Origin of the sequence: Aeromonas sp. ASNIH8, from assembly GCF_002919855.1 — a bacterium.
Lineage (GTDB): Bacteria > Pseudomonadota > Gammaproteobacteria > Enterobacterales > Aeromonadaceae > Aeromonas > Aeromonas caviae.
Genome location: NZ_PQLN01000030.1, coordinates 1 through 20944, shown reverse-complemented (window position 1 = coordinate 20944; position 20944 = coordinate 1). Strand labels below are relative to the sequence as shown.

Annotated in this window: 18 protein-coding genes; 9 read left to right on the top strand and 9 right to left on the bottom strand. The window is 64.6% G+C overall.

Annotated features, from left to right (window positions below):
* Positions 1 to 8: 8 nt before the first annotated feature.
* The 3 genes from C3418_RS10075 to C3418_RS10065 all read right to left on the bottom strand — a co-directional run bounded on the left by C3418_RS10075 (position 9) and on the right by C3418_RS10065 (position 7031).
* The gene (locus tag C3418_RS10075; RefSeq protein ID WP_043152611.1) at positions 9 to 3470 is read right to left on the bottom strand and encodes a PAS domain-containing hybrid sensor histidine kinase/response regulator; all 3462 of its coding nucleotides are present in this window, start codon (positions 3468 to 3470) and stop codon (positions 9 to 11) included.
* Between the two features lie 63 nt (positions 3471 to 3533).
* A complete protein-coding gene (locus C3418_RS10070; protein WP_103858422.1) occupies positions 3534 to 4676 on the bottom strand; it encodes a 3-phenylpropionate MFS transporter in 1143 nt (380 codons plus the stop codon).
* A gap of 261 nt (positions 4677 to 4937) precedes the next feature.
* On the bottom strand, positions 4938 to 7031 hold the full coding sequence (locus C3418_RS10065; RefSeq protein WP_052815189.1) for a TonB-dependent hemoglobin/transferrin/lactoferrin family receptor: 2094 nt from the start codon (positions 7029 to 7031) through the stop codon (positions 4938 to 4940).
* A gap of 195 nt (positions 7032 to 7226) precedes the next feature.
* Between C3418_RS10065 and C3418_RS10060 the strand changes: the two genes are divergently transcribed.
* From C3418_RS10060 to C3418_RS10050, 3 genes are read left to right on the top strand one after another with little or no spacing between them, the layout of a single operon-like run.
* Positions 7227 to 8195 carry a ChaN family lipoprotein gene (locus C3418_RS10060; protein ID WP_103858421.1) on the top strand — a complete coding sequence of 323 codons (969 nt, stop codon included), beginning with the start codon at positions 7227 to 7229 and terminating at the stop codon, positions 8193 to 8195.
* A gap of 14 nt (positions 8196 to 8209) precedes the next feature.
* Positions 8210 to 8761 carry a cysteine hydrolase family protein gene (locus C3418_RS10055; protein ID WP_039040040.1) on the top strand — a complete coding sequence of 184 codons (552 nt, stop codon included), beginning with the start codon at positions 8210 to 8212 and terminating at the stop codon, positions 8759 to 8761.
* Positions 8762 to 8800: 39 nt separating this feature from the next.
* Positions 8801 to 9208: a hypothetical protein gene (locus C3418_RS10050; protein ID WP_041211184.1), complete on the top strand. Its 408-nt coding sequence runs from the start codon at positions 8801 to 8803 to the stop codon at positions 9206 to 9208.
* 65 nt (positions 9209 to 9273) lie between these two features.
* Here C3418_RS10050 and hutZ read toward each other — a convergent pair whose 3' ends face one another.
* Together hutZ and hutX are read right to left on the bottom strand one after the other, a co-directional pair.
* Positions 9274 to 9831 (bottom strand): heme utilization protein HutZ, encoded by a 558-nt coding sequence (gene hutZ, locus C3418_RS10045; RefSeq protein WP_010673228.1) that lies wholly within the window; start codon positions 9829 to 9831, stop codon positions 9274 to 9276.
* The gene (gene hutX / locus C3418_RS10040; RefSeq protein WP_103858420.1) at positions 9828 to 10340 is read right to left on the bottom strand and encodes a heme utilization cystosolic carrier protein HutX; all 513 of its coding nucleotides are present in this window, start codon (positions 10338 to 10340) and stop codon (positions 9828 to 9830) included. The genes hutZ and hutX overlap by 4 nt, the downstream gene beginning before the upstream one ends.
* Positions 10341 to 10507: 167 nt before the next feature.
* Between hutX and C3418_RS10035 the strand changes: the two genes are divergently transcribed.
* The 3 genes from C3418_RS10035 to C3418_RS10025 are packed head-to-tail and all read left to right on the top strand — an operon-like array spanning position 10508 to position 13185.
* Positions 10508 to 11353 (top strand): hemin ABC transporter substrate-binding protein, encoded by an 846-nt coding sequence (locus C3418_RS10035; RefSeq protein ID WP_041211182.1) that lies wholly within the window; start codon positions 10508 to 10510, stop codon positions 11351 to 11353.
* Positions 11350 to 12381: an iron ABC transporter permease gene (locus C3418_RS10030; RefSeq protein WP_181023083.1), complete on the top strand. Its 1032-nt coding sequence runs from the start codon at positions 11350 to 11352 to the stop codon at positions 12379 to 12381. The genes C3418_RS10035 and C3418_RS10030 overlap by 4 nt, the downstream gene beginning before the upstream one ends.
* A 15-nt stretch (positions 12382 to 12396) precedes the next feature.
* Positions 12397 to 13185 carry a heme ABC transporter ATP-binding protein gene (locus tag C3418_RS10025; RefSeq protein ID WP_103858418.1) on the top strand — a complete coding sequence of 263 codons (789 nt, stop codon included), beginning with the start codon at positions 12397 to 12399 and terminating at the stop codon, positions 13183 to 13185.
* A 213-nt stretch (positions 13186 to 13398) separates the two neighbouring features.
* Here C3418_RS10025 and C3418_RS10020 read toward each other — a convergent pair whose 3' ends face one another.
* A complete protein-coding gene (locus tag C3418_RS10020) occupies positions 13399 to 14007 on the bottom strand; it encodes a YitT family protein (protein WP_103858417.1) in 609 nt (202 codons plus the stop codon).
* 307 nt (positions 14008 to 14314) lie between these two features.
* Between C3418_RS10020 and C3418_RS10015 the strand changes: the two genes are divergently transcribed.
* Both C3418_RS10015 and C3418_RS10010 read left to right on the top strand, forming a co-directional pair.
* Positions 14315 to 15676 carry a UDP-glucose/GDP-mannose dehydrogenase family protein gene (locus C3418_RS10015; RefSeq protein WP_103858416.1) on the top strand — a complete coding sequence of 454 codons (1362 nt, stop codon included), beginning with the start codon at positions 14315 to 14317 and terminating at the stop codon, positions 15674 to 15676.
* A complete protein-coding gene (locus tag C3418_RS10010) occupies positions 15673 to 16671 on the top strand; it encodes an NAD-dependent epimerase (protein ID WP_103858415.1) in 999 nt (332 codons plus the stop codon). Before C3418_RS10015 ends, C3418_RS10010 begins: the two co-directional genes overlap by 4 nt.
* Before the next feature lie 81 nt (positions 16672 to 16752).
* On the opposite strand, the gene C3418_RS10005 is transcribed toward C3418_RS10010, so the two are convergent.
* The 3 genes from C3418_RS10005 to C3418_RS09995 form a co-directional block, all read right to left on the bottom strand.
* Positions 16753 to 18441 (bottom strand): glycosyltransferase family 39 protein, encoded by a 1689-nt coding sequence (locus tag C3418_RS10005; RefSeq protein ID WP_223954726.1) that lies wholly within the window; start codon positions 18439 to 18441, stop codon positions 16753 to 16755.
* Positions 18431 to 18796, bottom strand: a complete 366-nt coding sequence (locus tag C3418_RS10000; protein WP_103858413.1) for a lipid-A-disaccharide synthase N-terminal domain-containing protein — start codon at positions 18794 to 18796, stop codon at positions 18431 to 18433. The genes C3418_RS10005 and C3418_RS10000 overlap by 11 nt, the downstream gene beginning before the upstream one ends.
* 88 nt (positions 18797 to 18884) lie before the next feature.
* Positions 18885 to 19625, bottom strand: coding sequence for a glycosyltransferase (locus C3418_RS09995; RefSeq protein ID WP_103858412.1), 741 nt, complete (start codon positions 19623 to 19625; stop codon positions 18885 to 18887).
* A 343-nt stretch (positions 19626 to 19968) separates the two neighbouring features.
* Here C3418_RS09995 and C3418_RS09990 point away from each other — a divergent pair, with 343 nt between their 5' ends.
* Entirely contained in the window at positions 19969 to 20814 is an 846-nt protein-coding gene (locus C3418_RS09990) for a lytic transglycosylase domain-containing protein (protein ID WP_042075010.1), read from the top strand.
* Positions 20815 to 20944: the final 130 nt, after the last annotated feature.

Sequence of the window (20944 nt, the reverse complement as noted above, 5' to 3'; positions counted from 1 at the left end):
GAGACCAGTCACTGAACCGGCATCAGCAGGCTGTTCATCAGGGCGCGCAGCTTGAGAGGTTTGACCGGTTTGCTCACGTAGCCAAAGCCGTGCTCACGGATCTGTGCCTGCAACTCGCTCTTGCGATCCGCACTGATGATGATGCCGCCGATACCGTTGCCGTGGGCCAGCCTGATCATGTGCAGCGCCTGCAACCCGGTCTTGCCGTCATCCAGGTGATAATCCGACAGCACCAGCGCAGGCAGGAAGCCGCCGCCGATGATCTCTTCCGCCTGCTCCTGGCTCTGGGCACAGCGCACCTCGCAGCCCCAGCGTCCCAGCAGCGAGGCCATGGCGATGAGGATATCCTCCTCGTTGTCGATGCAGAGGATCCTGACCCCTTCCAGCTGGCTGTCCCGCAGGGCCGGGGTCGTCACCTGGCTGGGGATGACGGGCCGGGTCGCGAGGTTCAGGGTGATGGCAAAAACGGACCCCGCTCCGGGCCAGCTGCGCAGGGAGAGCTGATGACCCAGCACCAGCGAGATGCCGCGGGCAATGGCGAGCCCGAGGCCAAGCCCCTGCTCCCTGGCGGTGCGGGAGTGATCGAGGCGGGAAAACTCGTCGAAGATCGCCTCCTGCTTGCCCTCCGGGATGCCGGGGCCGTTATCCCACACCTCGATGCGCACCTTCTCCCCCATGCGGCGACAGCCGAGCAGCACCCGACCGCCGGGGTTGTAGCGAAATGCGTTGGTGAGGAAGTTCTGCAACACCCGCCGCAGCAAGCGCACATCGCTGTAGACCGCAAGGCGGCTCTCCACCACGGAGAACTGGATCCCACCGGCCTGGGCCAGCACGCCGAATTCCGCCTTGAGATTGTCCAGCACATCGCTCAGGGCGAAATCGAGCTTCTTCGCCTTGAACTTGCCCGCCTCGAGGCGCGAGATGTCCAGCAGATCCGTGATGAGATCCTCGGTCGCCCCCAGGGCGTCGTCGATGTGGCGAGCGATGCGAGCCGGTTCGTCCTCCGGGGGCAGCATCTCCAGCAAGGAGGAGGTAAAGAGCTTGGCCGCGTTCAGCGGCTGGGTCAGGTCGTGGCTCACCGCCGCAAGGAACCGGCTCTTGGACTGGTTGGCCCGCTCCACCTGCTGGTTTACCAGCAGCAGTTGGCGGTTGAGTTCGGAGAGCTCGTGGGTGCGCTCGGCCACCCGCGCCTCCAGGTGCTCGTTCGCTTCCCGCAGCACCCGCTCCGCCGCCCTGAACGGGGTGATGTCGGTGAAGGTCATGACAAAGCCCCCCGCAGGCATGGGGTTGCCCTGCATCTCGATGACCCGGCCATCGGGACGCTCCCGCGCCGAGACATGGGGGCTGCCACGCTTCATGAAGGCAACCCGCCGCGCTACCTGGGCCTCGATGTCTCCCTGGCCGCACAACCCCTGTCCAGCGTTGTAGCGGATGATCTCCTCGATGGAACGGCCCACCTGAATGAGACCGGGGGGATAGGAGAATAGCTCGATGTAGCGTCGGTTCCAGGCCACCAGCCTGAGCTCCCTGTCCACCACGGAGATCCCCTGCCCCATGTGTTCGATTGCCCCCTGCAACAGGCCGCGGTTGAAGCGGAACATGTCGGAGGCCTCGTCCACTATGGTCGCGATCTCCTCGAGCTGCATGTTGCGTCCCTGCAGGGCAGAGGCTAGCACCAGGCGGGCGGACGAGGTACCGAATACCCCGGCCAGCAGTCGCTCCGTGTGGGCGATGAGCTCGGCGGAGGCCTGCATCTGGGGCGCCAGGGTGCCTCCCCGTTCGCCCGCGAAGCGGCCGAAGGCCCGCTTGACGCGGCTGGAACCGACGAAGCGGGCCGCCAGCATCTCCAGCTCCTTCACCGAGACCCGCGCATGATAAAGCGCCGAGGTATCCCGGCTCGTCTTGCCGACGAAGTTGGCTGCCTGCAGCCGCTCGCTCACCGCCGCCCGTGACAGCAGGGAGCCCGCCACATAGCCGGCGAGGTTGAGCAGAAGACTCAGGAAGAGGCACCAGGCCCCCAGGCTCAGATCCCGCACCGCCGGCCAGTCTGGGGGCGCCAGCAGGGCTTCGAGAGGGGAGCCAGCCAGCAGTCCGCTCTCCGCCAGCAGGGTCACGAACCAGAGGCTGACCCCGAGGGCGAGCCCGAGATAGACGCCCTTGCGATTGCCATGACGCCAGTACAGGCCGAGCAGCAGGGCCGGTGCGAACTGGGCCACGGCCCCGAACGAGAGATAGCCGATGCGCGACAGACTGGTGAGATCCCCGAGCCAGAGATAGAGCGCCCAGGCCGCCAGCAAAATCAGCAAGATGGCACCCCGACGCACCTGCAGCAGCAACCGCATCAGGCGCTCATCCCGCCCCTGTTGCCAGACCCGGCGCAGCAGGACCGGCAACACCAGATCGTTGCTCACCATGATGGCCAGGGCGATGGTGCAGACGATCACCATGCCGGTGGCCGCCGAGGTGCCGCCGAGAAATGCCAGCATCGCCATGCCGTCGAATCCGAGGGACATGGGGAGGCTTATCACATAGGTATCCGAGGCCATGTCTGCCCCGACCCACTGCTTGCCTGCCAGCGCCAGAGGCCAGATGAAGAGCCCCATCAGGAAGAGATAGAGGGGGAAGATCCAGCGGGCCCAGTGCAGATCCTGCCCCTGGTTGTTCTCCACCACGGTCACGTGAAACTGGCGCGGCAGGCAGATGACGGCGCACATGGCGATCAGGGTGTAGATGGCGAGCTCCAGCAGGCCGCCCGGCGTCACCGCCACCACCGCATCGAGGAAGTCGCCCGCCACCAGGGTACGCGCCTCGCTCGGTCTGGCGATGATGAGCCAGAGCGCAAAGCCCCCCACCGCCATGAAGGCGAGCAGCTTGACCACGGACTCGAAGGCGATGGCCACCACCATGCCCCTGTGGTGCTCGGTGGCATCCAGGTTGCGGGTGCCGAACAGAATGCTGAACAGGGCCAGCAGCAGGGTGACCCCCAGCGCCAGCTCCGCCATGTTGCTGGTGGGGCTGACCCCCGTGCTGTTGGCCATCAGCAGATCGAGCCCGGTGACGATCGCCTTGAGCTGCAGCACCAGATAGGGAAGTATCCCCATGACGGCGATGAGGCTGATCACCATGGCCAGGCGCTGGGACTTGCCATAACGGGCGGCAATGAAATCGGCGATGGAGGTGATGTGCTCGCGCTTGGCCACCAGGATGAGGCGGGCCAGCAGGCGCCAGCCAAACAGGAACACCAGCATGGGGCCCAGGTAGATGGGCACCGGCGACCAGGGGGATTCGCTGGCCTGGCCCACGGTGCCGAAGAAGGTCCAGGAGGTGCAATAGACCGCCAGCGACAGGCTGTAGAGCAGAGGCTGCCCCTTGGGGCGACGGCGCTTGTTCTTGTCCGCCACATAGGCGATGAGGAACAGCAAGCCCAGATAGGCGAGCGACAACCCGATCAGCAGCCATCCTTGGTGCATCTCTCTACTTCCCTTTTCCAGATAAGTCGGAGGCCTGCCGCGCCAGAGACCGGCAGACCTGTGTCATCGGCCCTGTTCAGGGCTCTCTTCACGCAGCCGCAACACGAAGACCGGCAGCACTACCAGCACCATGATAAAGAAGATGCCGCCCCCCAGCGGCTCGAACAGCACGCCGCAGATCGCCATCAGGGCCGCCACCGTCATGCCAAGGCCCAGGGCCGCATAGAGCGCCTGGGTGGGGATCTGCTGCTCCGCGGGCAACTGGCGGGTCATGAAGCGGATGGCGCCGAGGTGGCTGACGCAGAAGGTGACCCCGTGCAGCAGCTGGCCGAGCACCAGCACCGCCAGGTCGGTAGAACTGCCGAGCAGCACCCAGCGCACCACGCAGCCAAGGGCCCCCACCAGAAACAGCGTCTGGGCGCCGAAGCGCTGGAGGAAGCGCTTGTCCGCGGCGAACATGGCGATCTCCGCCACCACTCCCAGAGCCCAGAGATACCCGATCAGGGTGCCGCTGTAGCCGGCGCTCTTCCAGTAGATGGCGCTGAAACCGTAGTAGGCCGCGTGGCTCCCCTGCAGCAGGGCGGTGATGAGCAGGAAGCTGCGCACCGGGGCCGACCTGAGCGTGACGAGCAGCGAGGCCTTGGCCCGCTCCCCTTGCAGCTCCCGGGGGGCGGGTCGCAGCGGCAGCAGGCTGAGCCCCAGCATGATCAGCAGCCCGGCCACCATGGTGTGCAGCACCCAGTCGCTGCCAAAGTTGCCCACCAGGGCCCCCACCAGGGTGGAGGCGACGATAAAGGCAAAGGAGCCGCACAGCCGCACCTTGCCGTAGTCGAGGTGGGTCTGCACCACCATACGGGTGGCAAGCGCCTCTCCCATGGGCATCAGGGTCGGGTAGATGAAGTTGGCCGCCAGGGTCAGCACCACCAGCCACCAGAGGCTGTGGCCCAGATAGAAACCGAGGAAGGCCAGCAGACTCAGCAGACAGAGCAGCCGGGTGACGGGCAGCAACTGGCCGGCTCCCTTGACTCGCCCCATCACCATCAGGTTGCCGGCAAAGCGGATGGCCATGCCCACCCCTAGCAATAGCCCTATCTGTTCAGTACTCACCCCGATGCCTTCCAGCCAGAGCGACCAGAACGGCAGGTAGGCGCCATAAACGAAGTAGAAGGCACCAAAAAACAGGGCTAACCAGGAGAACGCGGGCATAGAGGCTCGGGCTGCATGACAAGGGGCACAAATGATAACCGATTTCGGGGCGGGGATCCCCAGGCGGCATGACAGATAAAAACCATAAATATCAATAAAGTTGAACCTTTGTCACATCCCCCTGTCTATTGGGTAACACCGCTTCCTGATGAGTGTTGCAATCCTTCCACCCGCCCCTGGCGGGTTTCTTTTTTGCAGACGCCGACCTTCATGACAAAAGGGGCCTGAGGGCCCCTTTTCCTTCATGCTGGTCCACGACCATCAGAACACGTACTTGACCCGTGCACTGAGGTTGCGGCCAGGCTCGGTCTGCTTGCTGGTATCTGCGGTGGCGGCAAGGCCGGTGATGCTCTCGTAGCTCACGTACTCCTTGTCAAACAGGTTGAACACCCCCACGTTGAGCTGCAGGTCCTGCACCGGCTTGAACTGGGCATAGAGATCCACCACGCCCCAGCCTGCGCTCTTGATGTTGTCGTTGCCTCGCGCATCCTTGCCCACCTTGTCCATGTCGTCGGCAAAGCGCAATGCGGTGTTGATGTTCCAGTTCGGCTGCTCCAGACGCACTCCGACGCTGCCGTTCAGGGGGCTCAGGCTGTTGATGTAGTTGCCCTCGCCATCCTTGCCCTCGATGTAGGCCAGGTTGCCCCAGACGTTGACCAGCTCGTTCAACCAGTAGTCCGCCTTGGCCTCGGCCCCCTTGGTGGTCGCCTTGTCCAGGTTCTGGTACTGATAGAGGGCGGTACGGCCTTCGGTGCCCACGGCCGTCAGTTCGATGAAGTCGTCGAACTTGTTGTAGAAGGTGGCCACTTCATAGCTGAACCCGCCACGGCTGCCGCGCACCCCCAGATCGATGCCGTCGCTGCTCTCTGGCTTGAGGTTCGGGTTGGGCTCGATGCGATAGCCATACGCCTGGTGGTTCAGGGTGGAGAAGGCGTTGTCATACATGGGCGCCTTGAAGCCGTGGCTGTACTGGGCGAACAGGTTCGCCGCCTCGTGCGCCTTGAACACCAGCCCCAGCTTGGGAGAGAACTCCCCTTCGGAGATCTTCTTCATGTTCTCGCCCGTGTAGGCGGGATCCTCGTCCGGGGTCATCTTGTAGTAGTCGTAACGCACGCCCGGGGTCAGCACCCAACGCTCGCCGAACTTGATCTCGTCAAAGGCCCAGAGCGCACTGCGCTCGCTGGTGGTGGAGGGGAAGCTCAGCTCGTTGTAGCCGACGAAGTCACCCGGAACGGTCGGCCCCTTGAAGCGGGTGCGCTCGTTGTCGGTGTGCTCGTATTCCAGGCCCCAGGCCAGACGCTGGCTGGCGAGCGCCTTGTTGAACTTCACCTGGGCGCCCAGGCTCTCCTGCTCGAAACCGTTGTGATCCAGGGAGTTCTTGGTCACATAGGGGTTGCCCGGCATGACCGGATACTTGGACGAAGCGTACTGATCCAGGGTCTGCTTGGCGCGGCTGTAGTAGATCTTGCTGTCCACGCGATCCGCCCAGGGGGCGTTCAGGGCGAGGCCATGATCCAGTACCAGGGAGAGGTTGTCGGTCTCCTTGTCGGTAATGGGCTGGTTGAAGACGGAGCCCGCCTTGGTCAGATCGATGGCATCCGGATCCTGCCCCTCGGTGAAGTAATCCACCGTCAGTTTCAGGAACTGCTCATCGGAGAGATTCCACTTGCTCTTGAACAGCACGGCCTGGCTGACGATGTCGAACTCGTTCTTGTCGCCGTCATAATTCTGGGTGACACCGCCATCGCGCCAGGTGTAGCGCAGCAGGTTCTCGACATCCCCGGTGCGCAGCGCCCCCGTGATGCCGGCCATTCTCTGATGGCTGCTGGAGGCATAACCCGTGGTCGCATCCAGATAGCTGTCGCGGCCCTTGAGGAAGTCGCCAGCATCCTTGGTGGTGATGGCAATGACGCCTCCCAGAGCATCGGAACCGTAAGCGGCGGAGGCCGGCCCTTTGGCCACTTCCACCTGCTTGATCATATCGGTGTCGAAGTAGGTCTGACCCACGCCGCCGTTCTTGTAGGCATCGTTCTGGCGCACACCGTCCTGCACCACCTTGACCCGGTTTTCGCTCATGCCGCGAATGGTGAAGGTCTGGGCATCTCCTGCGCCTCCCTGCACGCTCACCCCGGGCTCATAGCGGAACAGATCGGCGACGTTGCTGACGACCTGCTCTTCAATCTGCTCCGAGGTAATGACGGCGATGGGACCAGAAACATCTTCCAGCTTCTGTTCCATCCGTGAGCCGCTGACGACCATGACTTCATCGGCTTTCTTGTCTGCGGCGAAAGCGGGGGAGATCAGCCCGGCCGCCACGGCGAGGGCTATCAGGGAGGGGGTGTTGTTGTGCGCCACTGCAAAGTCCTTATTGAGAATTATTATCAAGCGGAAGGCATATTACCCCGCCAGAGACAAAGATCAATAATAAAGTGAATCATTCTCATTTCACTTTATCGTCATTCCCCCTTACACTGGCGCCACTTTTTGCTCGCCATGCCGCCATCCCATGGTGCAGCCTTTTCCCATCCCCTGTTTCGTGAGTGAGTAACCATGATCCGACGACTCCCCCTGCTCGCCCTGCCCCTGCTGCTGGTCGCCTGTGCCACCACGCCGCAGAACACCCCACCCGAGACCCTCTATGACGCACGGCTCGATACGGCCCAGGGGCAGGCACTGACCTTCGAGCAGGCGGTGGCCCGGGTGGCGGATGCCGACATCGTGCTGGTGGGGGAACTTCACACTCACCCGGCCATCCATCTGTTGCAGGCCCGTCTGCTGGCGGGGCTTGACGAGATGTCGCAAGCCGATGGCCGGGCTCTGGTGCTCTCCATGGAGCAGTTCAGCCGCGCCGATCAGCCGGTGCTGGATGCCTACCTGGCCGGACGCATCGGCGAATCGGCCCTCATTCGAGATGGCCATGCCTGGCCCAACTACCAGAGTGATTACCGCCCTCTGGTGGAGTTCGCCAAGGCGCAGCACCTGCCAGTGATTGCCGCCAATGCCCCCAAACCTCTGGTGAGCTGCGTCGGTCAGGAGGGACCGGCCTGGCTCGACAAACTGCCGGCCAATCGCCGCAGCCAGCTTGCCCGCGAGCTGACTCTGGGGGATGACGGCTACCGCCAGAAGTTCATGGCCTCCATGCACCATGGGGATGCGGACGGCAACGCCCGTCGCTTCGCCGCCCAGACCAGCTGGGACGACACCATGGCCGAAAGCATGGTGGATTATCTGGGCAAGCATCCCAGCAGGCGCATCATGCATATCGCAGGCAACTTTCACGTGGAGGGGGGACTCGGGATCGCCAGTCGCATCGCCAGCCGCAATCCAGCACTCAAGGTGGCACTCATCGTGCCGCAAACCGGTGACGAGACAGCCCCCGGGAGAGACGCCGATGTCAGGGTCCACATCGCTCCCCTGCCGGAACGCTGGCTAAATGCAAAGGAAATGAAGCAAGATATGGGCGCACTGCATCAATCCCGAAGCCGTGACTGCAGCCAATGGTTGCAACCCTCAAAATAGCCCAAGGATTTCATATGGATGTGTTACTCGTCATCGACATGCAACAGGGGTTGTTCGATAACCCCCGCCATCAGGATGCCCAGGTCATCGCCAACATCAATCGTCTGGCCGATCGCGTGCGGGGCCAACACGGACGGGTCATCTATGTGCAACACGACGAACCGGGTTCCGAACTGGAACCTGGCAGTGCGGGCTGGCAACTGCACGCCGATCTGGCCCCGTCTCCCCACGACAGCCGGGTGCGCAAGACCGCCTGTGACAGCTTCCTCGACACCGAGCTCGGCTTCCTGCTGGCAGAGCAGTCGGTAGACAGACTGCTCATCTGCGGCTGTGCCACCGACTTTTGCGTCGATACCACGTTGCGCAGCGCCGCCGCCAGGGGCTTTGACGCCTTTGCGGTGACCGACGCCCATACCACGGCGGACAGGCCGCACCTGAGTGCGGAGCAGATCATCCAGCACCACCACTTCATGTGGCGGCATCTGAGCCTGCCTCAAGGCAGAAGCGTGACCCTGCTCACGACGGATGAGCTGCTGGCCACCATTCAACCCGAGCGGGCGTGTTAAGCTGCCCGTCCTGATGTGAACACCCGATTGGAGTCTTGTGTGCGTCTACTCTCTGCCGTTGCCCTCACGCTGCTGTTACCGGCGCTCACCGCCTGCTCCGGCTTGCCGGGGGCAGCACCCGATGGCCCGGCCCCCCTGTTCCACACCCATATCAGCGACGACGGGAGCAAGCGCTTCACCTTCGAGGCCGCCCCTCTCGACGTCCTGCCCACCCGGTTGCAGGAGGGAGATGACAACCGGCTGAGCCGCCGCGACAAGAGCCTGCTGGAACGCCGGGAAGCCCTGCAGGACGAGCAGCTCACCCAGATGCTGGCCACGCGCAAGTATTGCCGAAGCGGCTATATCGTCCTCAGCCAGACCTCCTGGAAGATCCGCGGGGAATGCAACGAGAGCGCCACCCAGGCCGATCGCGATGCCTTCCCCAACCAGGCAGGCTGGCAAGAGTAACCCGGGACATAACAACAAAATGGGCAGCCCAGGCTGCCCGTTTTCTCATCTCGCTAATTGTTCCCTCAAACGGGTTCATCCGCCGGGCTGGTCAGCTCGGCGCCATTGTCGATGCGTTTGTGCCCTTCCACCAGGTGAACGAAGTCCACCAGTTCGTCGCCGGAGACACGGAACGCCTGACCGAATCCCTTGACGAACAGTCCCTGCTCGGGCTTGAGCCTAAACAGCACGAAGTCCTTGAGGTTGGAGAGCCCTTTGACTATCTCGCCGAAGCGCCCTTCCAGCGCCGCAACGGCCTTCTCCCAGCGTGCGTCGTCGCGCGCCACCACCTCGGCGACCGCATCGAAGGTCAGACGCTTGCGGGCAAACAGCTCGCGGGCACCGGTTTCGTCCTCGATCAGCATCAGCGATACCTTGGGCACCTGTTGCAGGTTGCGGGCGTGGCGAGCTATCTCGGAGATGAGCACATAGTATCCATCTTCCTGCAGCACGAAGGGGGCATAGCTGGCATTGGGGTTGCCTTCGCCATCCACAGTGGCGAGCTGCAGGGTACGGCAACCGTCGCGGAACTCGCGGATCTCCGGTTGCAGGCGGTTTTGCAGGCGCTCCTGACGTTCACTCATGCTTTCACTTCCTCTTGATACTGACGGCGCAGGGCCATGAAACGCTCCACCTGCTCAGGCAGCAGATGACGCTGCTCGTCCCGGCCCAGGTAGATCTTGAAAATGCAGCGGCCACTGTGGCCGAAGAACTGGAAGGAGTGCCCCTCCTTGCCCATGAAGAGCTTGCTGACCAGGGCGATGCCCGCCACGTTGTCGAGCTTGAGGTGGCCGTGCAGTTCGCCGTCCCGCCCCATCAGGTTGTAGTAGCCGCGCGCGTTCTTGCCCTTGGGGAAGGGAGCCTTCACCTCGAAGATGGAGCCATCGGATTCGACGATGGTGGTCACCTGACCCCAGCTGGCCAGGTCCGCCAGCAGGGCTTCGGCCTCCCCGGCCGGCACTGACGTCATCAGGGCGGCAGGCAGATGGCGTACCACCTCCCACTCGCTGACGGCCAGCTCGGTGGCGATAGTGGACGGGTGGGCACTGGGGTCTTGCTCCAGCAGCGCCTGAATGCGTTGTGCAATGCTCATCGGTTCTCCCTGGATGATCTGGCGATGGTGCTCGGTGTCGCGACGGATACTGTAATAAAGCGCCCCAAGTAACGCAATTGATAATCGCTTTCATTCTCAGTGCATTTTGGTGGGCGACTTGATATTCTCGGCGGCAACCTTATTTCATTCACCCTTCGGAGGTTCGCATGGGCCGTCGTTTTGCCCTCGCATTCAGCCTGCTCGGCTGTGCCCTTTCCCTCTCTTCCCCATCCGTCATGGCGGTGGAGCGTATCGTCAGCATAGGCCCGGCCACCACGGAACTCATCCTGGCGCTGGGGGGCGAGCAGAGCCTGGTCGCCACCGATGTCAGCAGTCCGGAGCCCAGAGGCGTGCCCAAGGTCGGCTATCACCGCGCCCTCGCCGCCGAAGGGATCCTGAGCCTCTCTCCGACCCTGGTGGTCGGCAGCGACGAGATGGGCCCGAACAGCACGCTTGATCAGTTGCGCCGTGCCAACGTCAAGGTCGAGGTCATGGCCACAGCCCCTACGCTGGCCAACCTCAACGAGCGTATCGACACCCTGGCCCATCTCCTGGGTGACCAGACGGCAGGGAGCAAGCTCAAGGAGCAAATTGCCGCCCAGAGCGACACCCTGGCGGCGCAGGCGAAGCAGAACAAGCCCCTCAAGGTCGCCTTCCTGCTGCTGCACAAGGGTCAGCCCACCAGCATCGCTGGCGGCAACACCACCGCCAGCGCCCTCGTCACCCTGGCGGGCGGCGTCAATCCGGTGGCTGGGCTCCACGACTACAAGCCCGTTTCCACCGAATCCCTCATCGAGCTGCAACCGGATCTGGTGTTGGTGAGCGGCCGCGACTGGCAGCAGTATCAGGATCCCGACGCCGTCCTGAGCCAGGTGCCCGCCCTGTCAGCCACCCCGGCAGGCAAGAACAAGGCCATCCACGCCATCGACGGACATGCCCTGCAAGGGGGCCTCAGCCTTCGTTCCCTGCAACAGGCGAACCAGATCGCCCAGTGGATCAAGCAGGGTTCCTGATGCGCCTGCCTCTGCCCTGGCTGCTCGCCCTGACCGGCTGCGCGCTGGCGTTGCTGCTGGTCGGGTCCCTCGCGACCGGCCCCATGTCGCTCTCCTTCGGCGAGAGCCTGCGCGCCCTGTTTGCCGGACCACAGAGCGGGATTGAGGCTCACAAATTATTGATCGTGCAGGAGATCCGTCTGCCACGAACCCTGCTCTGCATCGCCGTGGGGGGCATTCTCGGCCTCTGCGGCGCCGTCATGCAGGGACTGTTTCGCAACCCCCTGGCAGACCCCGGCATCATAGGGGTGTCGGGCGGGGCGGCACTCGGCGCGGCCCTGGCCATCGTGCTGCTCGCTCCGCTGGGCTCGCACCTGCAGAGCCTGCTCGGCCTGGGGTTGCTGCCCCTGCTCGCCTTTCTCGGCGGAGCCCTCACCACCACCCTCGTCTATCTGCTGGGTACCCGGGAAGGGGGCACCTCGGTCACCGTGATGCTGCTGGCCGGGGTGGCCATCACGGCGCTCTCCGGTGCCGTCATCGGACTGCTCACCTATCTCGCGGACGATCAGATGCTGCGCAACCTGAGTCTGTGGCAGATGGGCTCCCTGGCGGCAGGCAAGCCGGTCGATGTGACGCTGGCGCTGCTGACCCTGGCCGCTTTGCTGCTGCTGTTCATGCGCGATGCCAATCCCCTCAACGCCCTGCTGCTGGGAGAGGGAGAGGCACGGCATCTGGGGGTGAACGTGCAGACGCTGAAGCGTCGCCTCATCCTGCTCACCGCTGCTGGTGTCGGCGTGGCGGTGGCCGTGGCCGGCATGATCGGCTTTGTCGGTCTGGTGGTTCCCCATCTGGTACGGCTGCTGGCCGGTCCCAACCATGTCCGCCTGCTCCCGCTGTCTGCCCTGCTGGGGGCTGGCCTGCTGCTGGGGGCCGACATGCTGGCGCGTACCCTGCTCGCTCCGGCCGAGCTGCCGGTGGGCATCATCACCGCCCTGATGGGGGCGCCCTTCTTCATCTGGCTCTTGGTCAAGAGCCGCCGGACGCTGTAACAGGAGAACGTCACCTTGCCCGGATCCCCCCCCCTGCTTGTCTGCCGGGAGCTCAGCCTCCACCTGGGCAACCGCCTCATTCTGAACCGCCTGGATCTCGAGCTGCAGGCCGGCAGTCTGACCGCCCTGCTCGGCCCGAATGGCGCCGGAAAAAGCTCGCTGCTCAAATGCCTGACCGGCGAGCTGGCACATGAGGGAACCATCGCCCTGTTCGGCCAGAAACGCCAGGAGTGGGTCGGCAACGCGCTGGCCCACAGGCTCGGGGTGCTGCCGCAAAGCTCGTCCCTGAGTTTCCCCTTCCTGTGCGAGGAGGTGGTGGCCATGGGGCGACTGCCCCACAGCGAGCCCGCCAGCCGACGCGACGAGATTGTGCGTGCCGCCATGACCCACGCCGGGGTCGACCATCTGGCAAACCGCCTCTATCCCGGCCTCTCCGGCGGGGAGCGCCAGCGGGTGCAGTTCGCCCGGGTGCTGGCCCAGATCTGGCAGGCCCCGGACGAACCGCAGCAAGCGCGGCTGCTGCTGCTCGACGAACCCACCTCGGCCCTCGACCTCAAGTACCAGCACCAGCTGCTTACCATGGCCCGCGCCCTGGCCGGTCGCAACACCGCCGTGCTGGTGGTGCTGCACGACCTCAATCTGGCGGCCCGTTACGCCGATCGGCTGGTGATGCTGGAGCGCGGTCGCCTGATGGCGGACGGCCCCCCGGCCGAGGTGCTCACCCCGGCGCTCATCGCTCGGCTCTACGACTACCCGGCCGAGGTGATCCACCACCCCGAGACCGGACAACCCATGGTGGTGTGATGCCGTTCATCCACCATCCCGAGACGGGGCAGTCCGCCATGGCGGTGTGATGGCGGGCGCATCGCCCTCTCAGTCCACGACCATCCCGTACCAGCCATCCACCACCCCGACATGGAACAACCCATGGTGGTGTGATTGGCCGGCATATTGGTGAGATTCAGAAACAAACAGAGCGCCCTCGGGCGCTCTGTTTGTTTTTGTCTGCGGGATTGGTCAGGCGATCTGGTAGCGGCCCGGCTTGTGATTGAGTGTCAACACCAGGTTACAGATGATGGCGGCCACCACGGAGAGTGCCAGCAGCCAGGGGGAAACCACGAAGAAGGAGGCGACGACGATGACGCAATCCAGTCCCATCTGCAGCTTGCCTGCCCGGATGCCGAACCTGTCCTGGATGAAGAGCGCCAGGATATTGAAGCCCCCCAGGCTCGCCTTGTGGCGAAACATGATGAGCAACCCCATGCCGATCAGGGTGCCGCCGATGAGCGCCGCGTAGACGGGCTCGATCTTGCCTATCTGCACCACGGCGTTGAGGTGATCCGTCATGAAGGAGACGGTGGCCACGGCGGCAAAGGTATTGAGGGTGAAGCGCGGCCCCATCCTGAGCCAGGCCAGGGCGTAGAACGGCAGGTTCATGGCGAAGAACAGCAGGCCGAAGCTGATGCCGGTCACCTGCTGCAGCAGCAGCGCCAGCCCTGCGGTGCCGCCGGTGAGCAGGCCGACCTGATGGAACAGGAAGATGCCGAGGGAGACGAAGCCTGCCGCGGTCAGCAGGGCGAGCACATCCTCATAGAGCGGGTGCGCAGAGCGGGGGGTGTTGTCCATAACCGGGTGTCCATGCGAAGTGAAAAGAGTGTCTGCCGCCAGCACTGGCGGTGGCGAGCCCCGTGGATCGGGACTTCGTTTATGACCACAGTGTCCGATTTCAGTGAGCCGGATCACAAGACTGTGGCGATACGCACCAAAATGGTGCTCGTCAGCCCTGCGTTACAACCCCTGCACCAAGATCAGCCACTCTCTCCCGCGCCACCCTGGCCCCAGGCTGAAAAACCGGACGGATCCCGCTGTTACCAACAATGAATCGTTCTAGAATGGGGCCTCGCAAATCTCTGCCCCCAAGGAGTCGCCGCAGATGAGAGTCGCCGTATTCGGAATAGGTTATGTGGGTCTGGTCCAGGCCGCCGTGCTGGCCGAGATGGGCCACCAGGTGACCTGTGTGGATGTGGATGCCGCCAAGGTCGGCCGGCTGAAAGAAGGCATCATCCCCATCTTCGAACCCGGCCTGGCCCCCATGGTGCAGGCCAACCACCAGGCAGGTCGCCTGCACTTCACCACGGACGTGGCCGAGGGGGTGGGCTTCGCCGAGCTCATCTTCATCGCGGTCGGCACCCCGCCGGATGAGGACGGCTCAGCCGATCTGCAGCACGTGCTGGCGGTGGCGGGCACCATAGGCCGCCTGATGGAAACGGGCAAGGTGGTGGTCAACAAGAGCACGGTACCGGTCGGCACCGCGACCAGGGTGCGTCGGCACATCGAGGCCATCCTGCACGAGCGCGGCGTCTCGCTGCCGCTCGAGGTGGTCTCCAACCCCGAGTTTCTCAAGGAGGGGGCCGCCGTCAATGACTGCCTGCGACCGGATCGCATCATCATCGGCACCGGCTCGTCCCATGCCTTCGCCTTGCTGGAGGAGCTCTATGCCCCCTTCAACCGCCAGCACGATCGCATCATCCAGATGGATGAGCGCAGCGCCGAGCTGACCAAGTACGCCGCCAACGCCATGCTGGCCACCAAGATCTCCTTCATGAACGAGATGGCCAATCTGGCGGAGAAGCTGGGGGCCGATATCGAGGCGGTGCGCAAGGGCATAGGCGCCGATCCGCGCATCGGCTACCACTTCATCTATCCGGGCTGCGGCTACGGCGGATCCTGCTTCCCGAAGGACGTGAAGGCGCTGATCCACACCGCCAAGGAGGCGGGCTGCGAGGCGCCGCTGCTGCGCTCGGTGGAGCAGGTCAACGACAGGCAGAAACACAGGCTCGCCGAGCGGCTGCACCAGCACTTCGGCGCCGACTTGAGCGGCCGCACCTTCGCGCTCTGGGGGCTCGCCTTCAAGCCCAACACAGACGACATGCGGGAGGCCCCGAGCCGGGTGCTGATGGACGCCATCTGGGCCGCCGGCGGCAAGGTGCAGGCGTACGACCCCGAGGCCATGAAAGAGGCCCAGCACCTCTACGGCCTGCGGGACGACCTGACCCTGTGCGGCACCCAGGAGGCGGCCCTCAAGGGCGCCGATGCCCTGCTCATCTGCACCGAGTGGCAGCAGTTCCGCGCCCCCGACTTCGAGCTTATCCAGCGCACCCTGAAGCAGGCCGTCATCATCGACGGTCGCAACCTCTACGATCCGGCCCGCCTGCGCCAGCGCGGCTTCACCTATTACGCCATCGGCCGAGGCGACAGCCTGGAACAGGCGCACGGTCTGGGGCAGCCGCGATGAAGTATCTCGTCACCGGCGCCGCCGGTTTCATCGGCTTTCACCTGGCTGGACGGCTGTGCGCCGAGGGCCACGAGGTTGTCGGCATCGACAACCTCAACGACTACTACGAGGTGAGCCTGAAGGAGGCGCGCCTCGCGCGGCTCGGCCCCCTGCCCGGTTTTCGCTTCGAGCGCCTCGATCTCGCCGATCGCACCGCCATGGCCGAGCTGTTCGCCCGGGAGCAATTCGAGCGGGTGATCCACCTCGGCGCCCAGGCCGGGGTCCGCTACTCCCTGGACAACCCCTTCGCCTACGCCGACAGCAACCTCACCGGCACCCTGACCGTGCTGGAGGGGTGCCGCCATCACGGGGTACAGCACCTGGTCTACGCCTCGTCCAGCTCGGTCTATGGCCTCAACGAGCAGATGCCGTTCAAGACCTCGGACGGAGTGGATCACCCTGTCTCTCTCTACGCGGCGAGCAAGAAGGCCAACGAGCTGATGGCCCACTCCTACTCCCACCTCTACGGCCTGCCCACCACGGGCCTGCGCTTCTTCACCGTCTACGGTCCCTGGGGTCGCCCCGACATGGCGCTGTTCAAGTTCGTGCGCGCCATCCTCAAGGGCGAGCCCATCGACATCTACAACCAGGGCCAGCTCAGCCGGGATTTCACCCATGTGGACGACATCGTGGAGGGGATAGTGCGGGTCGCGGACAGGCCACCGGTCGGCGATGCCAACTGGCGGGGGCAGACGGATGCCAGCCCGGCCCCCTACCGCCTCTTCAACATCGGCAACGGCAGCCCGGTGCGGCTGCTGGACTTCGTGGAGGCCATCGAGACGGCGCTCGGCAAACGGGCGATCCGCAACATGCTGCCCATGCAGCCCGGCGACGTGCTCGCCACCTGGGCCGACACAGAGGCGCTGTTCGAGGCGACCGGCTATCGCCCCAAGGTAGGGTTGACCGAAGGGGTCGAGAGCTTTGTGAAGTGGTACAGGGAGTACTACAGGATCTGACCGCACAGGATCATCCAAATAGAAAGGGGCTGCCAATGGCAGCCCCTCTGTTTATCCGGCTTACTCTCCTGCCGTCCGGGCTCAGGGCCCGGGGGCATAGCTGAAGGGCGCTATCTGTGGGCTCAGACCGCGACAGGCCGGCTTGAGGGCCTCAGGCCCGGCCAGCAGCCAGTCGGTGCGGTGGCGGTTGCCGAGGTTCTCCATGCGATCTGCGTCGAAGCAGACCGCCATCAGATCGGCTGCGCCCAGCACCCAGCGACCGGGAGCGGCCGCAATCCAGGCCGCCGCCTCGCGCGCCTGCTCCCCATCCCCCATCAGATAAGGGTAATGCCGCAGGGGCCGTTGGCTGAACAGCAGGTGCTGTTCCTTGAAGCCGGCCAGCAGCAGCTCGTTCCCCGCAGGCACCCGCTCCGCCGCCAGCGCCATCACCCCCTCCGGGGTGCGCATGTCGTTGAGCCTCACGCAGATCCAACTGGAGTAGATGAGCCACCCCACCGCCAGCGAACAGAGGATGGCACTGAGTGGCGCCCGGCGCAGCAGCGCATTGACCAGCAGCAGCGCCCCTCCCATCGCCAGCAGGGGCAGCCAGGGGGCCGGGCCCAGATCCCCCAGTCTGCTCGCCAGCCTAGCGCTGAAGGCCAGCGCCCCGGCGGCGCCCACGCAGACGATCCCCAGCAGCCAGCCGAGTCCACCCAGCAGGCGTGCGGGCCAGGCCCTCGCCAGCAGCTCGGCGACGAAGGGAGCCGTCAGCAGGGCCAGAGCCGGCGTCCCCGGCGTGACATAGACGCCGCGCTTGCCCGGCGAGGCCGAGAAGAAGAGGATCACCAGCACCAGGTAACCGAGCAGCAATATGATGCGCCTGTCCTGCCCCTGGATGGCCTTGCGCCAGGCCACCACCAGCCAGGGCAGCAGCAGGGAGAGCGGCAGCCAGAATGGCGGGATCACCGAGGTGAGGTAGTACCAGAAGGGTTTGACGTGGTGCCAGGCGTTGGCATAGCGGGTCACCGTCTGGCGCAGCAGTATGTTGTCCCGGTAGGCCTGCAGCACGGGATCCCCGCTCTGGGCCACGGCGAGCAACATGGGCACCAGCCAGAGAGCGATGGCCAGCACCATGAACAGCGGCCCCGCCAGCCCCTTGAGCCAATCGCCCCTGGTGGCGGCACGGATCTTCTCCCTGTGGGTCCAGATCGCCGGGATCAGGATCAGCAGGGCCAGCAGCCCCACCCCCTTGGTGATGATGCCGAGCCCGGCGGCGAACCAGCCGAGCCAGTACCAGCGCCAACCGCCACCACAGAGCAGGAAGCGGACGAAGCCATAGACCCCGAGGGTGATGAAGAAGGTGACCAGCGCATCGATCTGCGCCGTCTTGGCTTGCAGGGTGAACTGGACCGTAAAGAGCAGCAGCAGACCGGCCATGAAGCCGACCTGTGCGCTCCACAGCCGGCGCCCCAGATCCCACACCAGCGCTATGGTCAGCAGGCCCGCCAGCAGGGAGGGCAGCAGGAAGGCAACCTTGATGGAGCCGGTCAGCAGATACCCTATCGCTATCCCCCACATAAACAGGGGGGGCTTGTCCGGGTAGATCTCGCCGCCGCGCATGGGGAAGAGCCACTGGCCGCTCTCCACCATCTCCTTGGCGATCAGGGCGAAGCGCGGCTCGTCGGCGGGCCAGGGATCCCGCAGGCCGAGGCCCGCCCCCAGCACCACCAGGGCGATCAGCAGCAGCCAGCCCAGCGACTCCTGCCTGAGCAGATAACGATCATTTACCATGGCGAACCCCATAGTCGTCGACGACCTTGTCCCGCTTCCACCCTCTGTGCTGGATGTCCAGATAGAGGCTGTAGAGGGCGGTAAAGGTGGGGAAGAGGTTCTGCAGCACGCCGACGGAGTCCTGCTTGGGGGAGAAGATGAAGTAGCTGAGCGTCATCAGGCTGCCGAGCACGCTCATGTACCAGAACAGGCGGGGAATGACGGGCCGGCCGGCCCGCTTCGAGGCCAGGAACTGCACCAGCCAGCGCCCGCCGAACATGAGCGCCCCCGTGTAGCCGATGAGCTTCCAGCCGGTGACATGCAGACCCGTCCAGTCAAACCAGGTCAGCTCCATGGAAAGCAGGGCATCGATCATCGCCGCCCTCCCCGGTTCAAACCGCCTACATGGGGGGCGACCTCATCCCGGACCAGCCGGACCGATGACAACGAAAGCAGGGTGTCCATCACTCCAGCATCTCCCGGATCTCGACCACCTTGGAGCGGCGCTGCAACCACCAGACGCCGACCACGTCCACCAGCCCGACCCAGAGCCGGTTCCAGACCCCGTATTTGGAGATGCCCGCCTGCCGCGGCCTGTGGTTGACCGGCCAGGGGGACATGCGGCCCCCCTGGGCCTGGATCAGGGCCGGGATGTAGCGGTGCATGTGGTTGAAGCCGGGCAGGCGCAGATACCAGTCGCGGCGCACCACCTTGAGGCCGCAGCCGGTATCCGGGATGCCGTCCCGCAGCAGCAGATCGCGAAAACCGTTCGCCAGCCTGGACGAGAGGCGTTTCACCCAGTCATCCCGGCGAGTGACACGATGGCCGATGAGCCCGACCTGGCTCTTGTCCGCCGCGAAACGGCGCGTGGCCTCCTCCAGCATGGCGGGAATGTCCGCCGGATCGTTCTGGCCGTCTCCGTCCAGCACCACCAGCCAGTCGCCGCGCCCCTGGCGCACCCCGCTCAGCACCGCCATGCTCTGGCCGACGGCCCTGGCGTGGCGCACCACCCGCAGCCTGGTGAAGCGGGACTTCAGCTCGCACAGCAGGGCATAGCTGTCATCCTCGCTGCCATCATCCACGTAGATCAATTCGTACTCGTATCCGCCCCCCAGAGCGGCGTCGATTTCACTGATGAGGGGAGCCAGATTGTCCCGTTCATCCTTGGCTGGTACTACGACTGACACATCGACTGAATCACCCATATGAGCTTCCCGACAATGAAAATAATCCAAGGGATCCTGTTGCGCACATCATGAAGAAGGTGGACTGAGCGCCAGAACCTGCACAAATACAAGGTATTACATCATGATGATCGCAGTCTATCACCCGACAACTAACAATCGCATCAACTAAGAGGGGCAGCACAACAGCGCGGCCCTGCCCGCACCTCAGGTCGTCACCACCAGCAGAATCTTCTCCCGCCTAAAAGTTCCATACCGTTTTCGTCTCTGATGACCTGACACATAACCACATGTTCCATCGTCTGGCTGGCAGCCACCCCGTGGAGAACCTATATCTTCCGGACAAGCCAACGAGGTAACCATCATGCAGAGACTCTGCGCCTGGGGCTGGGGGCTGCTCCTGCTGTTGACCACGGCATCGGCCCATGCCGATGCATTTCGCCAGGCCCCCAAGGCGATGAGCGCCCTGCGCCAGGGCGCCGCCATGGAGCGCGGCAACCCGAGGCAGGCCATCGCCCACTACTGCACCGCCGCCAGCCTGGGCAACCCGGAAGCCTACTACCGCATCGGTCGCCTGCTGGCTCGCGGCCCCCAGGGGATACGCAACGCGCGCCACGCGAACGCCTACCTCGCCATGGCCATGCGCCTCGGCAATCAGCAGGCCGCCCGCTACTACAACGAGCGGGTCGGCAACGCCCCCCTCGGCACCTGTGGCGTCGGTGGCAGCGGAGGCGGCGCGCCCTGGGTGCGGCCCAGCACCCCCTTCGATCAGGACAGCTACCTGGCCCGCCAATCCACGAGCAAGCAGCAGCTGGCCAGCATGATCCGCCAGGCGGCCAAACGTCACAGAGTCAACCCCCAGCTGGCGCTGGCCATCGCCATCGCCGAGTCCAATCTGAACAGCGCCGCCGTCTCCCCCAAGCAGGCGCAGGGGGTCATGCAGCTCATCCCCGAAACCCAGGCCCGTTTCGGCGTGACCCGGCCGTTCGACGCCCGGCAGAACATCCGTGGCGCCATGATCTACCTGAAGTGGCTGGAGAAGCAGTTTGGCCCCGACTGGGTCAGGATCAGCGCCGCCTACAACGCCGGGGAGCAGGCCGTCCTGCGCCACGGCGGCGTGCCCCCCTATCGGGAGACCCAGGAGTACGTGCAGCGGGTGCTCTACTACTCGGGGCAGGATCCGGCCAAGGAGCGCCGGCTGCCACGCTGAGCGCCACCCGACGGCCGTCTCATCCGCACGAATCCTATCGGGCCAGGCTTAAGGAAATCTTAAGACAGGGCCCGGCACGCTCCTGTTCGCTGCCGCCTCTCGGCCGCTCGCCAGCCCCCTGGCTCCCCGC